This is a genomic window from Streptomyces sp. NPDC104309, from assembly GCF_055584025.1.
This window is the reverse complement of the sequence record NZ_JBVJMV010000012.1, coordinates 121,934-135,646: the sequence shown is the minus strand read 5'-3', so window position 1 is coordinate 135,646 and position 13,713 is coordinate 121,934. Positions and strand designations below refer to the sequence as shown.

The 13,713-nt window shown below is 71.7% G+C and carries 13 protein-coding genes and 1 other RNA gene; 7 read left to right on the top strand and 7 right to left on the bottom strand.

Annotated features, from left to right (window positions below; all coding sequences use genetic code 11):
* Positions 1–12 precede the first annotated feature (12 nt).
* Both ACZ68L_RS19480 and ACZ68L_RS19475 read right to left on the bottom strand, forming a co-directional pair.
* A complete protein-coding gene (locus ACZ68L_RS19480) occupies positions 13–186 on the bottom strand; it encodes a hypothetical protein (RefSeq protein ID WP_469578486.1) in 174 nt (57 codons plus the stop codon).
* Between the two features lie 113 nt (positions 187–299).
* The gene (locus ACZ68L_RS19475) at positions 300–1,655 is read right to left on the bottom strand and encodes a hypothetical protein (RefSeq protein WP_469578484.1); all 1,356 of its coding nucleotides are present in this window, start codon (positions 1,653–1,655) and stop codon (positions 300–302) included.
* A gap of 197 nt (positions 1,656–1,852) precedes the next feature.
* Here ACZ68L_RS19475 and ACZ68L_RS19470 point away from each other — a divergent pair, with 197 nt between their 5' ends.
* The 4 genes from ACZ68L_RS19470 to ACZ68L_RS19455 all read left to right on the top strand — a co-directional run bounded on the left by ACZ68L_RS19470 (position 1,853) and on the right by ACZ68L_RS19455 (position 5,969).
* A complete protein-coding gene (locus ACZ68L_RS19470; protein WP_469578480.1) occupies positions 1,853–2,896 on the top strand; it encodes an ABC transporter substrate-binding protein in 1,044 nt (347 codons plus the stop codon).
* 213 nt (positions 2,897–3,109) lie between these two features.
* Positions 3,110–3,952 (top strand): Nif3-like dinuclear metal center hexameric protein, encoded by an 843-nt coding sequence (locus ACZ68L_RS19465; protein ID WP_469578479.1) that lies wholly within the window; start codon positions 3,110–3,112, stop codon positions 3,950–3,952.
* Positions 3,949–4,692 (top strand): zinc ribbon domain-containing protein, encoded by a 744-nt coding sequence (locus tag ACZ68L_RS19460; RefSeq protein ID WP_469578708.1) that lies wholly within the window; start codon positions 3,949–3,951, stop codon positions 4,690–4,692. Before ACZ68L_RS19465 ends, ACZ68L_RS19460 begins: the two co-directional genes overlap by 4 nt.
* Complete coding sequence (locus ACZ68L_RS19455; protein ID WP_469578476.1) at positions 4,692–5,969, top strand: bifunctional RNase H/acid phosphatase; 1,278 nt, start codon at positions 4,692–4,694, stop codon at positions 5,967–5,969. Before ACZ68L_RS19460 ends, ACZ68L_RS19455 begins: the two co-directional genes overlap by 1 nt.
* Positions 5,970–6,064: 95 nt before the next feature.
* On the opposite strand, the gene eda is transcribed toward ACZ68L_RS19455, so the two are convergent.
* Together eda and yaaA are read right to left on the bottom strand one after the other, a co-directional pair.
* The gene (gene eda / locus ACZ68L_RS19450) at positions 6,065–6,685 is read right to left on the bottom strand and encodes a bifunctional 4-hydroxy-2-oxoglutarate aldolase/2-dehydro-3-deoxy-phosphogluconate aldolase (protein WP_469578473.1); all 621 of its coding nucleotides are present in this window, start codon (positions 6,683–6,685) and stop codon (positions 6,065–6,067) included.
* 74 nt (positions 6,686–6,759) lie between these two features.
* On the bottom strand, positions 6,760–7,560 hold the full coding sequence (yaaA, locus tag ACZ68L_RS19445; protein ID WP_469578471.1) for a peroxide stress protein YaaA: 801 nt from the start codon (positions 7,558–7,560) through the stop codon (positions 6,760–6,762).
* 134 nt (positions 7,561–7,694) lie between these two features.
* Here yaaA and ACZ68L_RS19440 point away from each other — a divergent pair, with 134 nt between their 5' ends.
* Complete coding sequence (locus ACZ68L_RS19440) at positions 7,695–9,137, top strand: RNB domain-containing ribonuclease (protein WP_469578469.1); 1,443 nt, start codon at positions 7,695–7,697, stop codon at positions 9,135–9,137.
* Here the strand turns inward: ACZ68L_RS19440 and ACZ68L_RS19435 are convergent.
* Entirely contained in the window at positions 9,082–9,945 is an 864-nt protein-coding gene (locus ACZ68L_RS19435) for a hypothetical protein (protein WP_469578467.1), read from the bottom strand. The two genes, ACZ68L_RS19440 and ACZ68L_RS19435, sit on opposite strands and share 56 nt — an antisense overlap.
* Positions 9,942–10,697, bottom strand: coding sequence for a MerR family transcriptional regulator (locus ACZ68L_RS19430; RefSeq protein ID WP_469578465.1), 756 nt, complete (start codon positions 10,695–10,697; stop codon positions 9,942–9,944). The genes ACZ68L_RS19435 and ACZ68L_RS19430 overlap by 4 nt, the downstream gene beginning before the upstream one ends.
* A gap of 179 nt (positions 10,698–10,876) precedes the next feature.
* On the opposite strand from ACZ68L_RS19430, the gene ACZ68L_RS19425 reads away from it, so the two are divergent.
* Both ACZ68L_RS19425 and rnpB read left to right on the top strand, forming a co-directional pair.
* The gene (locus ACZ68L_RS19425; protein ID WP_469578705.1) at positions 10,877–11,446 is read left to right on the top strand and encodes a Uma2 family endonuclease; all 570 of its coding nucleotides are present in this window, start codon (positions 10,877–10,879) and stop codon (positions 11,444–11,446) included.
* A gap of 52 nt (positions 11,447–11,498) precedes the next feature.
* Positions 11,499–11,900: RNase P RNA component class A (gene rnpB / locus ACZ68L_RS19420), an RNA gene on the top strand.
* A gap of 107 nt (positions 11,901–12,007) precedes the next feature.
* Here rnpB and ACZ68L_RS19415 read toward each other — a convergent pair.
* Positions 12,008–13,162: a glutathione-independent formaldehyde dehydrogenase gene (locus ACZ68L_RS19415; RefSeq protein WP_469578463.1), complete on the bottom strand. Its 1,155-nt coding sequence runs from the start codon at positions 13,160–13,162 to the stop codon at positions 12,008–12,010.
* Positions 13,163–13,713 lie beyond the last annotated feature (551 nt).

Below are 13,713 nucleotides of genomic sequence, written 5' to 3'. Positions count from 1 at the left end.
TGTTCCGCGCGGTCAGGCCGCCCGGCCGTCCCCCTCGGAGGGACGCCGGTGGCGGCCGTGCGGCTGTGCCGCCTCGTCCTCCGACGACACGCCCCCTCGGTGCTTTCCGGCGCCGCCGGCTTCGGCCCGTTCCGCGTCCGCCACCGGCGGACGCGTCTGGGTCGTGTCGGTTCGGGCTTCAGACATGTGGGAAGTCACCCCGTTGTGATCGCTTATGTGTGTGTCACCAGGGCCGATCACGCCACCGCAACACGGCACGGTCGCCATCGGCGACGGCTGCGTAGCCCAGGCCCAGGATTCTAGAACGCCCGGCCATTCGGGGACGGCGCCCGCCCCCCTCGATCGCCGACCGCTCCAGCAGGCACCGTGCGCCCCGTGAGAGGCGCCTGCGCCAGTGGAATCGGCTTGCACACGGGAAGAGGCGCAGCGGCGGCGGACGGTTGCATACCGCTTTCCGTGCCCGCCTCCCGCGCCGGTCCCGCGCCGTGCTCCCCGTCCGTCGGCGCCTCCAGCAGCGCCACCCCGCACGCCACGTTCTCGTCGGCGTACGGAAGTCTGAGCACGCCGTTCCGGGTCCACACCCCGCGACCGGCCTGCCACCCCTCGGGGGCGGCGAGTTGATGCAGCCGGCGCCCCGCGGGGCGCCACACCCCGAGCCAGCTGCCCGCCGCCCCGTCGATCCGCAGGGCCACCGCGCAGCTCTCCGGCATCAGGGTCTGCCCCGGCTGTACGGCGAACGGCCTCACCGCGACATCCGCCGGGCGCAGACACTCCGGGAAACGCACCGGCAGACAGCTGCCCAGCACCCCCCACCCGAGCCGGTCGTGCCCCGGCGCGTCCGAGCGGATCAGCAGCAGCCCGCTGTCCGCGTCGGCCAGCAGCAGCCGGTCGTCGCTGTCCGGTGCGATCTGCAGCAGCGGTGTCACCTCGCCGCCCCGCTCCAGGTCCACGGCGACCGCCTTGACCGGACCGCCGCCCGGCATCTCCCGGTCCAGGGCCAGCATTCGCCCCGCCCGGTCCAGCCAGACCCCGCCGGAGCAGCGCCCCGGCACTTCCGCGACCCGCTCGGGGCCGAAGGCGCCGCCCGCCACCAGCCAGACGGCGGTGGAGTGCGCACCGACCGACAGGGCGTACGCACTCGCGCCGTCCGGTGACGGCGGCAACAGGGTCAGATCCGCGCATCCGACGGCGCCGAGGGGCAGTTCACCGGTACCGGGGCCGGTCGGATAGAGCAGCGAGAAGGCGTGCCGGTCCGCGACCCGGCGCCGGATCAGCACCCGTCCGTCGGCCAGCGGCAGTACCTCGGAGTCCGGCTCCTCCGGCTGGTCCAGGGGGAGCGGTACGGCGTACGGCTCGTGCCCGTCGAGGGTCCAGCGCTCCACGAACCACGCCTGGGCGGCCTCGTCGGACGGTTCGGTGACGACAGTGCGCAGGGCGAGCCGGGCCGCGTACGAACCGTCCGCGGTGATCGTGAACGAGGGCGGGGCGAGGGCCGCCCCGCAGGGCGCACCGGATCCGCCCCACGCACCGGCCGCGGCGGCCTGCTCGGGCGGGATCTCCGTCCCGCCCGTGACCGGCTCGTCGTCCGCCAGGACCGCGTCTCCGGCGGCTCCGGCCGGCCCCTCGGTCCCGTTCTCGATGGCACAGGCAGTCATGGACGGGTCACCTCCGGCAACCGAAGCTAGTTTTCGCACTTCCTGCCGAACAACACGAGACCTGTCTCTTCACACATAAGGGTGGTGATGGCCGGATTCGCCTGAGGGGGAGGGGGCGCCTGTGCTGGCCGCGAAGCGGGTGACTAAGGTTAGGCATCCCTAAGCGATAACTGTGTGACCCTCGACTGGAGCCTGTGATGTCCCTTCGTCGCCGCGGTACTGCCGCAGTCGGCCTGGCGGTGGCCGCCGCCCTTTCCCTCTCGGCCTGCGGGAGCGACGGCGGGGGCTCGGCCGGCTCGGCCAAGTCCGAGGGCGGCGGTGACAAGAAGGCCGCCGTCGCGACGGGCGGCAAGGACTTCGGTGACGCCGCGAAGAAGACGGCGGAGTACGGAACGGACGCCAAGGCGGGCCAGTTCCCCCGGACCCTCACCCACGCCATGGGCAAGACCGAGATCAAGTCCGCCCCCAAGCGCGTCGTCGTGCTGGACGTCGGCGAGTTCGACAACGTGGTCTCGCTGGGCGTCAAGCCGGTCGGCTACGCCCCCTCCGAGGGCGACGCGGCCATTCCCTCGTACCTGAAGAAGGACGCGGGCAACCCCAAGAACGTCGGCACGATCAACAACCTCAACCTTGAGGCGATCGCCGGCCTGAAGCCCGACCTGATCCTCGGCAGCCAGCTGCGCGCCGCCGACAAGTACGACGCCCTCTCCAAGATCGCGCCGACCGTGTTCTCCATCCGTCCGGGCTTCACCTGGAAGGAGAACTACCTCCTCAACGCGGCGGCACTGGACAAGACCGCCAAGGCGAAGAGCGAGCTCGCCGCCTACGAGGCGAAGGCCAAGAAGCTCGGCGAGGACATCGGCCCGAACAAGCCGACCATCTCCATGGTCCGCTACCTGCCGGACCGGATCCGGCTCTACGCCAAGGCGTCCTTCATCGGCACGATCCTTGAGGACGTCGGTCTGCCGCGGCCCAAGAACCAGCAGATCGACGACCTCGCCGCGGAGATCAGCCCGGAGAAGATCGACGAGGCCGACGCCGACTGGATCTTCACCGGTGTCTACGGGGACGTGAAGGCCACCAAGCGCGACACCACCCAGTCCAACCCGCTGTGGAAGAACCTCAAGGCGGTCAAGGACGGCCAGGCCAAGGACGTCTCCGACGAGACCTGGTACCTCGGGCTCGGTGTCACGGCGGCGAATCTCGTCCTCGACGACCTCCGTGCCGACCTCGTGAAGTAACGATTTCCCCGTTCGTGTCGGCGGGCCGCCCGTCGGCTGCCCGTCGGCCGCGCGTCCCTCGGCGCCGCCGCTCGCGGCGCCGGGTGTCGCGCGGCCGTCCTCCGGGCGGCGACCGGCCGCCCGACGACAGGACCCGGCGGACCCGGCGGCCCGTCCGCACGGGTCGCCGAGGCCATGGGCGACGGGGCGCCGGGGGCAGGTAGCCTTTTCCCTGTGCCCCGTCTGTCTGAAGTCCTCGCCGAGCTCGACGCTCTCTGGCCGCCCGAGCGGGCCGAAGGATGGGACGCGGTCGGCACCGTCTGCGGAGACCCCGGTTCCGAGGTCGACCGCGTGCTCTTCGCCGTCGACCCCGTCCAGGAGATCGTCGACGAGGCGCTCAGGCTCGGCGCCCAGCTGATCGTCACCCACCACCCGCTCTATCTGCGGGGTACGACGACGGTCGCGGCCGACACCTTCAAGGGCCGGGTCGTGCACACCCTCATCAAGCACGACGTCGCGCTGCACGTCGCCCACACCAACGCCGACACCGCCGATCCGGGTGTCGCCGACGCCCTCGCCGGCGCGCTCGACCTGCGCGTGGAGGGGCCCCTCGTACCGGACCCGGCCGACCCCAAGGGCCGTCGCGGCCTCGGCCGGATCTGTGTGCTCGACCACCCCGAGAGCCTGGCCGACTTCGCCGCCCGCGCCGCCGCGCGGCTGCCCGCCACCGCGCAGGGCATCCGGCTCGCGGGCGATCCGGCGGCGACGGTGCGCACCGTCGCGGTGAGCGGCGGCTCCGGTGACAGCCTCTTCGACGCGGTGCGCGCGGCGGGCGTCGACGCCTTCCTCACCGCCGACCTGCGCCACCACCCGGCCTCCGAAGCCATCCAGCACTCCCCGCTCGGCCTGGTCGACGCCGCGCACTGGGCCACCGAATGGCCCTGGTGCGAACAGGCCGCGGCGCAGCTCGACGCGATTTCCGACCGCCATGGATGGGGCCTTCGGGTCCATGTCTCGAAGCAGGTCACCGACCCCTGGACCACCACCACCCACCACTCTTCTGGAGCCCCCAACTGAACGCCGCGCCCGCCGACCAGATCCGACTCCTCGACGTCCAGGCCCTCGACGTACGTCTGTCGCAGCTTGCGCACCGGCGCAAGTCGCTGCCCGAGCACACCGAGATCGAGTCGCTCACGAGCGACCTCGCGCAACTGCGTGACCTGCTGGTCGCCTCGCAGACCGAGGAGAGCGACACCGCCCGCGAGCAGACGAAGGCGGAGCAGGACGTCGACCAGGTGCGCCAGCGCGCCACCCGCGACCAGCAGCGCCTCGACTCGGGTGCGGTCACCTCCCCGAAGGACCTGGAGAGCCTCCAGCGCGAGATCGCCTCGCTCGCCAAGCGCCAGGGCGACCTGGAGGACATCGTCCTCGAAGTGATGGAGCGCCGCGAGTCCGCCCAGGAGCGCGTCGCCGAACTGTCCGACCGGGTCTCCGCCGTCCAGGCCAAGGCCGACGACGCGACCGCCCGCCGCGATGCCGCGACCAAGGAGCTCGACGAGGAGGCCGCGACCGTCACCAAGCAGCGCGAGCTCGTCGCCGGTTCCGTCCCTGCGGACCTGCTCAAGCTGTACGACAAGCTCCGCGTCCAGCAGGGCGGGGTCGGGGCCGCCCGCCTCTACCAGCGTCGCTGCGAGGGCTGCCGTCTCGAACTGAACATCACCGAGGTCAATGACGTGAAGGCGGCCTCCCCGGACACCGTCCTGCGCTGCGAGAACTGCCGCCGCATCCTGGTCCGTACGGCGGAGTCGGGCCTGTAATGACCCAGCCGCGCCAGCTCGTCGTCGAGGCCGACGGCGGTTCCCGGGGCAACCCGGGGCCCGCCGGTTACGGAGCGGTCGTCATCGACGCGGTGACGGGGGAGACCCTTGCCGAGACCGCCGAGTACATCGGCGTCGCGACGAACAACGTCGCCGAGTACAAGGGCCTCATCGCGGGCCTGAAGGCGGCGAAGGCGCTGGTGCCGGACGCCTCGGCGGACGGTGCGCTGCGGGTGCGGGTGCGGATGGACTCCAAGCTGGTCGTGGAGCAGATGTCGGGCCGCTGGAAGATCAAGCATCCCGACATGAAGCCGCTCGCGGCACAGGCCGCCAGGATCCTGCCGGCCTCCGCCGTCACGTACGAGTGGATCCCGCGCGAGAAGAACAAGCACGCGGACCGGCTGGCCAACGAGGCGATGGACGCCGGCAGGCGCGGCAAGCAGTGGGAGCCGTTGTCCTCGACGGCCGCCCTCGACGCCCCCCGGCCCTCGACGACCGCCGGCCTGCCGCCCGTCTCCGGCCCGCCCGGTGACGCGGCGGCGGGCGCGGCCAGGGCCCGTGCGGCACTGTCCTCCCGCCCGGGAGCCGGACCGGCCGCGGCAGCCGCGTCCCCGGCCGCCCCGCAGGTGGGCTGGGGTGCGGCGCCCGATCTCGGGGCGCCCGCCACCTTCGTACTGCTCCGGCACGGCGAGACGGCCCTCACCCCCGAGAAGCGGTTCTCCGGCAGCGGCGGCAGCGACCCCGAACTCTCGGCGACCGGCCGCCACCAGGCCGAACTCGTCGCCCGGTCGCTGGCCGCCCGGGGCACGATCGAGGAGATCGTCAGCTCCCCGCTGCGGCGCTGCCGCGAGACGGCGGCGGCGGTGGCGTCCCGGCTCGGTCTGGAGGTCCGGATCGAGGACGGCCTGCGCGAAACGGACTTCGGCGCCTGGGAGGGGCTGACGTTCGCCGAGGTGCGTGAGCGTCACGGCGCCGACCTGGACGCCTGGCTCGGCTCCGCGAAGGCGGCCCCCACCGGTGGTGGTGAGAGCTTCGCCGAGGTCACCCGCCGCGTCGCCGCCACCCGCGACCGCCTCACCGCCCGCTACGCGGGCCGCACGGTCCTTCTGGTCACCCATGTGACGCCGATCAAGACCCTGGTGCGGCTGGCGCTCGGCGCTCCGCCGGACGCCATGTTCCGGATGGAACTCTCGGCGGCCTCGGTATCCGCGGTGGCGTACTACGCGGACGGGAACATGTCACTCAGGCTGCTGAACGACACCTCGCATCTGAGGTAGCAGGCAGCGGGCGGGGGGAGGCGGCGGGCGTCCGCAACCGCCGGTTCCCCGCCGGGCTCGGAACCAGCCGTCGAGCCCGCCCCGCCCCGCCTCCGTCAGTCGCGCAGCGCCGCCGCCTCGCTCGCCAGCCGTTCCACCCGGGCCCAGTCCTTCGCCGCCACCGCGTCCGCCGGGATCATCCAACTGCCGCCCACGCAGCCGACGTTGGGCAGCTTCAGATAGGACGGTGCGGAGGCGGGCGAGATGCCACCCGTCGGGCAGAACCGGGCCTGCGGCAGTGGCGAGGAGAGCGCCTTCAGATACGCCGTGCCGCCCGCCGCCTCGGCCGGGAAGAACTTCATCTCGGTGATCCCGCGCTCCAGCAGCGCGACCACCTCGGACGTCGTCGATACGCCCGGCAGGAACGGCACCCCCGACGCCTTCATCGCGCCCAGCAGTGCGTCCGTCCAGCCGGGACTGACCAGGAACCGGGCCCCCGCGGCGACGGTCTCGGAGACGTTCGGCACGGAGATCACCGTGCCGGCGCCGACCACCGCGTCCGGCACCTCGGCCGCGATGGCCTTGATCGCGTCCAGGGCCGCGGCGGTGCGCAGCGTCACCTCGATGGCCGGGAGCCCGCCCGCGACCAGGGCGCGGGCGAGCGGCACCGCGTCGGCGGCGTCCTCCAGGACGACGACGGGGACGACGGGGGCAAGGTCCAGCACGGAGGAGGTCATGCGCCCCATCTTGCCGCGCCCGCAGCATCGTACGCAACGAACGTTGCACATGCTGCAACGCGTGACTGTCCGGGTCAGTGGATCTCGGTCACCACGACATCGAGCGACCATGCCCGCCCGGCCCGTGCGGGGGCCTCGGCCTCCACCACGTACCCGAGCTCCCGCAAGGTCTCCACCAGCTCCGCGGGCCCCTTCGGCCGAGCGCCCGCCATCAGCAGATCGCGGACCAACCGCCCCTTCGTCGCCTTGTTGAAGTGACTGACCACGGAGCGCTTCTCGACCCCGTCCACCACCTGGGAGTGCAGCACCCGCACACTCGCCGTGCGCTCCGCCACCTCACCCTTCGGCTTCCAGGCCGCGGTGTACGCGGACGACCGCAGGTCCAGAACGAGCCCGTCCCCGGCCGCCTCCGGCATGACCTGTGCCATCGGGCCGCGCCAGTACGCCCCGAGCGCGCCGAGCCCCGGCAGCTTCACACCCATCGAACAGCGGTACGAAGGAATCCGGTCGCCCACCCGCACGGCGCCCCACAGCCCGGAGAAGACCAGCAGCGACCTGCCGGCCCGCCGCCCGGCCGCCGCGTCCAGGGAGGCCAGGTCCAGGGCGTCGTACAGCACCCCCGTGTAGATCTCCCCGGCCGGACGCGTCCCCGCCGTCCGCAGCTCGACGTTCTTCGCGATCTCGCCGCGCAGCCCCTCGCTCAGCCCGAGCACCTCACGGGCCTTCTCCTCGTCCGCCGCGCACAGCTCGACCAGCTCGTCGAGGACCGCGGCCCGTGCCGGGGCCAGACCCGGCAGCGACAGCGACTCCGGCTTCAGGGATGCTCCGCGCCCCGACGCGGCCTTTCCTTCGGAGGGCGGCAACAGCACGAGCACGGCGGTTCTCCTTCGTACGCACAGGCAGGCGGGCCGCGGAGGCCCGCGCCCAGCGTACGGGGGCGCCGCAGGCCGACCGGAGCCTGTCCGGCACCCGGGATGCCGCCCCGCCCGCCCCGCCATACGCTCGATCCATGCCTCGCCGCCACCTCCACATGACCGGGCCGGCCGACACCCCCCTGCGGGCGGCCCTGCGCAAGCTGCGCACCGAGCTCGAACTGCCCGACGGCTTCCCGCCCGCCGTCCTCGCCGAGGCGGCGCAGGCAGCGGCGGCCCCGGCGGTGTCGGGCCACAAGGACGCGACGGACCTGCCGCTCTTCACCATCGACCCGCCCGCATCGGCCGACCTCGACCAGGCCGTGCATCTCGAACGCCGCCGTCACGGCTTCCGCGTGCACTACGCCATCGCCGATGTCGCCGCCTTCGTACGCCCGGGTGGCGCACTCGATGCCGAGGCCCACCGCAGGGTGACGACCCTCTACTTCCCCGACGGCAAGGTCCCCCTCCACCCCACCTCGCTCTCCGAGGACGCCGCCAGCCTCCTTCCCGGGCAGACCCGCCCCGCCGCGCTCTGGCAGATCGACCTCGACGCCGAGGGCGCCGTCGTCGCCACCTCGGTGCACCGGGCCCTCGTCCGCAGCCGCGCGAAACTCGACTACGCGGGCGTCCAGCGGCAGATCGACGCGGGCACCGCCGAAGAGCCCCTGGCGCTGCTCCGGGACATCGGACGGCTCCGTGAGGAGCAGGAGGTCGCCCGCGGCGGCATCTCCCTCAACGTGCCCGAGCAGGAGATCGTCGCGCGCGACGGCGCGTACGGCCTGGAATACCGCGCTCCGCTGCCCGCCGACGGCTGGAACGCCCAGATCTCCCTGCTGACCGGCATGGCCGCCGCCCACCTCATGGCGGAGACCGGCACCGGCATCCTGCGGACCCTGCCGGTCGCGCCGGACGGCGCCGTGGCCCGGCTCCGCCGCTCGGCCGAGGCGCTGCACATCGACTGGCCGCACCACGTCCCGTACGCCCAGGTCGTCCGCTCCCTCGACCCGAGGAGGGCCGACCACGCCGCGTTCCTCCAGGAGTGCACCACGCTGCTGCGCGGCGCCGGCTACACCGTCTTCGAACGCGGTGAACTCCCCACCCCCGCCATCCACGCCGCGGTCGCCGACCTCTACACCCACTGCACCGCCCCGCTGCGCCGCCTGGTCGACCGGTACACGGCCGAGCTGTGCCTCGCCGCGGTCGCGGAACACGACCCGCCCGAATGGGTCCTCGCCGCCCTGCCCGACCTGCCCAGGGAGATGGCGGACGGAACCAGACGCGCCAACACGGTGGAGCGCGAGTGCGTCGACGTGGTCGAGGCCGCGCTGCTCAAGGACCGGATCGGCGAGGTCTTCGACGCGTACGTGGTCGACGTGCTGGACCAGGAACCCACCACGGGCACCGTCCACATCGACGTCCCCGCCGTCGTCGCCCGGATCGAGGGCGGCACGGAGAACCTTCCGCTGGGGGAGCGGCTGCGGGTCAGGCTCGCCCAGGCGGATCCTGGCACCGCGAAGGTCCTGTTCGCCCCCGCGTGAGCGCGGCCACGGCGGCGCCCGGGTCATCCGCATGGAACCGCACGGTCCGCGCCCACCCGCGCGTCCCGAGCGGCCGGACGAACTCCACCGGAGAGACCAGCTCCACGGTCACCGTCGTCTGACCGCCCACGACGAGGTCGAGCACCCCGTCCGCCTCCGTCCGCACCGGCCCGCCCTCGGGGTATCTCCGCTCGACCCGTGCACCGGCCACCACGTCGGCGGGAACCCGCAGGTCGAACAAGCCCCCGTACCGAATGCGCAGCGCCCCGTCGGCGTCCACGACGTGCGGCCGGGTCACACACGCGGCGTGGAAGGCGAGAACCAGGAGGACCCCGTACACATCGACCACGAGGAGCACCGCGTGCACGACCGGCCACGGGACCAGCAGCGCCAGCATCACCGTCTCGACCACGGCGACGAAGGCCAGGCCGTAGAGCATCGCGGTCTGCGGCCCGGTGTAAGGGACGGCGAGGGCGCCCTCCGGCACACCGTGCCGCCGCCGCAGCACCCACAGCCCGAGACTGTGCAGGCCGCGCACCTCGTGCGCGACGAGACGGCGCGCCTTGTCGGGAACGACGGCGCGGAGCGCAGCGCCCATCGCCTCCCGCCGTCCGGCACCGGCCCGCCGCCCCGCGCGCCAGAGCCGCCACAGGGCCATGACCTCGAACCCGAGCACGCCGATCACCAGGGCCTCGGCCCCGAGCAGCACCGCACCCGGGACCCGGACCCCCGCCAGCAGGCAGCCGCCCAGAGCCAATTCGACAGCCGGCACAGCCCCCACGGCATACCGCGCAATGCGCACGCTCATCCTGTTCCCCTCCCCGCCACACGTGCCGCCAAGACCGCCATCACCCGGCGCACCACCTCGGCCTGCGCGGGCGCGTATGCGTCGAGCAGGGCCTGACCGAACCCCGCCGTGACCGGCCCGTCGGAGGGGATCGCCGCCAGCATCTCGTCCGGTACGGCGGCGACCAGATCGGCGGCGAGACGGGCGACCCGGGGGTCGTCCACGGGCGCCGCGAGCAGTGCGTCCAGCCGCTCGTACAGCGCGTGCGCGGCCGGGTCCTCGGCCAGCGGCCTCAGCGCGGCATAGACCTCACTGCCGACGCCCGCCGTGTCCAGGAGCACCAGGTGCTCGCGGTCCTTGGCGGCCGTCGGGGAGCCGGTGGCCACAGCCGCGCCCAGCAGCTCGGCCAGCGCCGGCGATACGGGCTCCTCGGCGCTCACCGGCCCGTCCAGCAGCCGGGCCAGCAGCCGGGCCAGCCGACGCCGCCGCTCCCGGATCTCGTCCTCCTGCCGGGCCAGATCGGCATCCAACTCGACGATCACGTCGACGAGTTCACGCCCGGAGTCGTCGGCGAGGACGTCCCGTACCTCGTCCAGCCCGAGCCCGAGCTCGGTGAGACGCCGGATCCGGGCCAATACCACGGCGTCGCGCACGCCGTAGGCACGATAACCATTGGGTCGGCGCGCGGGCTCGGGAAGCAGTCCGATGTGGTGGTAGTGCCGGATCGCCCGTGAGGTGACCCCTACGAGCGCGGCGATCTCTCCGATGCGCATGGAGCCAGTAGAAACCTGGACGCTGCGGCAAGGTCAAGCGCGCACCCCACCCGTCCGCATCTGACAACCGCGCTCCCTCCTGTGCCACGATCGAGGGAAGCACTCCCATCTCACGGACGGCGGATCCATCGATGTCCCCATCTGGCGAGCGACCGAGGAAGGGGCGTGTCATGACTGCCATGCCGCACGAACCGCTCACGCAGGCGGACGTCCTGCTGGAGGGCTTCCTGGCGCTGGATACGCCGGAGGGCTTCCGGGCCGAGCTCATCGAGGGGGAGATTGTCGTGACGCCGCCGCCGGACGGGGACCACGAGGACTACATCAGCCTGGTTCTGAAACAAGTGATCAGGCTCGCCGGGACCGACATGGACTTCTCCGGGAACAAGGGACTGAAACTGAAGAGCGGCGGACGCTGCCCCAGGAACCACGTCATCCCCGATGGCACCTTCGCCCCCACAGAGCTGCGTCTGTACCGGGGAGCGGACCCCTGGATGCTATGCGAGGGCGTGGCCCTCGTCGTCGAGGTCACCTCGACCAAGCCCCGGGCCGACCGCACGGACAAGAGGCACTGCTATGCCCGCGGACCCATCCCCCTGTACCTGCTGGTCGACCGCGAGGAGTCCTCGGTGACGCTGTTCAGCGAGCCGGAAGGGGACGACTACCGTCAGCACTGCACGATCCCGTTCGGCAAGTCGCTCACCCTTCCGGCCCCCTTCGCCTTCGACCTGGAGACCGAGGCGTTCATCTGAGCCACCCGTCCGGCGCCCCCGGTCAGGCGGGTAGCATGGTCGGCACGGCAGACGAGCCGGGCGGACGGCCGCGTGGGGATCCTCGGATCTCCCCGAGGAACGTCCGGGCTCCACAGGGCAGGGTGATGGCTAACGGCCACCCGGGGTGACCCGCGGGACAGTGCCACAGAAAACAGACCGCCGGGGACCTCGGTCCTCGGTAAGGGTGAAACGGTGGTGTAAGAGACCACCAGCGCCTGAGGTGACTCAGGCGGCTAGGTAAACCCCACCCGGAGCAAGGTCAAGAGGGGCCGTCGCGAGACGGCCCTGCGCGAATGTTCGAGGGCTGCCCGCCCGAGTTCGCGGGTAGACCGCACGAGACCGGCAGCAATGCCGGTCCTAGATGGATGGCCGTCTCCCCGGCCGCCGCGAGGCGACCGGGCGACAGAACCCGGCGTACAGCCCGACTCGTCTGCCGTCCCGACCTGTCACGGGTCAGGACGGATTTTTCGTTGCGGGAACGCCGACGAGCCCCTTCGCGGTCGCCCTCGGGCGGCAGGCCCAAGGGCGACCGGGCCCGGTTCAGCCGGTGCCGTCGGGGTGGAGGACGACCTTGGTCCAGCCGTCGTCCCGGGCGTCGAAGTGCTGGTAGCCGTCGGGGGCCTGGTCCAGCGGCAGCTCGTGGGAGACGATCCACGAAGGCTTCGCCTTGCCCTGCTCGATCAACGCGCACAGCTGGCGGTTGTAGGCCTTGACGTTGGCCTGCCCCGTGCCCATCGACTGGCCCTTGAACCAGTACAGGCCGTAGTCGAAGGCGACCTCGCCGTCCTCCTTGTACAGCTTGTCCGGACTGCCGGGATCATGGGGCAGGAAGACTCCCACGACCCCGATGGTGCCGGTGAACTTCACCGAGTGCACCAGGTTGTTCAGCGTCATATTCGGGTGCTCGCGCCCCTGCGCGTCGTGAGCCTGGTAGCCCACGCACTCGCACCCGCGGTCCGCGCCCAGCCCGTTGGTGTGCTCGTTGATCTGGTCGATCGGTGAGGCCTTGGAGTCGTCGATGGGGATCGCGCCGATCTCCTCGGCCAGACGCAGCCGGTCGGGATGACGGTCCACCACCATCACCTTCGCGGCGCTCTTGAGGTTCGCCGACAGCGCTGCCATCAGGCCGACGGGACCGGCACCGTAGATGACGACGGTCTCACCCGGCTGCACACCGGCGAGTTCGGTGCAGTGCCAGCCGCTCGGGAAGATGTCGGACAGCATCACGTAATCGGTCTGCTTCTCCCGGGCCTCTTCCGGCAGCACCAGACAATTGGAGTCGCCGTACGGAACCCGCAGGAACTCCGCCTGACCGCCGCTGTACGGGCCCATCCCCGCGAAGCCGTACGCGGCACCGGCCATCTTGGGATCCACGGGCGTGGTCAGACAGAACGCCGTCAGTCCCCTGTCGCAGTTGCGGCAGAACCCGCAACTGATGTTGAGCGGAAGGCAGACCAGGTCCCCCACCCTGACCCGGTCCACACCGTCACCGACCTCGACGACCTCGCCCATGTTCTCGTGGCCCAGGACACGCCCCGTCTCCATGTCCGTACGTCCCTCGTACATGTGCAGGTCCGACCCGCAGATGTTCGTCGAGGTGATCTTCACCAGCACATCCGTCGGCCGCTCGATCCTCGCGTCCGGCACGTCCTTCACGCTCACCGAATGCGGACCGTCGTACACCAGCGCCTTCATGAGCGACTCTCCTTCTTTTCGGCGTTCCGAATTTCGGTCGAAGGGACTCACGGACTGTGATTTCTGCACCTGCGCGGTATCGGCATGAGTTCTCGGAAAAACGGAAGAACCCTCATCCGAAGAAGCGGAGACGGCGAGAAGAATCACCGTGAGTCCCGCCTCGGTACCGGCGACCGACCTGGTTCCCGTCGACTCGCCGGTCGCAGCCTGGAGGTACGGCCCCGCCGGGCAACCCCTTCAAGCGTCCCACCGGGGCACTGCATGTCAATCCGGGAACGGTGAGGAGAATGTGGCCGCCCCGCGACAGCCGGTAGTAGCCGGGCCCCGGGTGGAAACGCGATGCCGCAGTGCCGGCCACCGCGGAACGGAAGCAGGATCCCATCGAGAATATGACGAGTTCTCGGTGGCTTCTTCCGTGCGTTCTCGTGGTGCTGCTGTGTGCGTTGATCACCTTGCCGTGCAGGAAACACCTGCGACACAGGCGCGACAGCCGCACAGGGGGTGATGTGCCAGGCCGCTTCATGGGGCACGATCTTGTCCAGTCGTTCCTC

Bases quoted from the DNA above. Each gene is read 5' to 3' on its own strand.
- ACZ68L_RS19415 (WP_469578463.1), bottom strand. From the start codon at position 13,162: ATGAAGGCGCTGGTGTACGACGGTCCGCATTCGGTGAGCGTGAAGGAC.
- ACZ68L_RS19480 (WP_469578486.1), bottom strand. From the start codon at position 186: ATGTCTGAAGCCCGAACCGACACGACCCAGACGCGTCCGCCGGTGGCG.
- ACZ68L_RS19435 (WP_469578467.1), bottom strand. From the start codon at position 9,945: ATGAGCGTGCGCATTGCGCGGTATGCCGTGGGGGCTGTGCCGGCTGTC.
- eda (WP_469578473.1), bottom strand. From the start codon at position 6,685: ATGACCTCCTCCGTGCTGGACCTTGCCCCCGTCGTCCCCGTCGTCGTC.
- ACZ68L_RS19475 (WP_469578484.1), bottom strand. From the start codon at position 1,655: ATGACTGCCTGTGCCATCGAGAACGGGACCGAGGGGCCGGCCGGAGCC.
- ACZ68L_RS19440 (WP_469578469.1), top strand. From the start codon at position 7,695: ATGCCTCGCCGCCACCTCCACATGACCGGGCCGGCCGACACCCCCCTG.
- ACZ68L_RS19455 (WP_469578476.1), top strand. From the start codon at position 4,692: ATGACCCAGCCGCGCCAGCTCGTCGTCGAGGCCGACGGCGGTTCCCGG.
- ACZ68L_RS19425 (WP_469578705.1), top strand. From the start codon at position 10,877: ATGCCGCACGAACCGCTCACGCAGGCGGACGTCCTGCTGGAGGGCTTC.
- ACZ68L_RS19470 (WP_469578480.1), top strand. From the start codon at position 1,853: ATGTCCCTTCGTCGCCGCGGTACTGCCGCAGTCGGCCTGGCGGTGGCC.
- ACZ68L_RS19430 (WP_469578465.1), bottom strand. From the start codon at position 10,697: ATGCGCATCGGAGAGATCGCCGCGCTCGTAGGGGTCACCTCACGGGCG.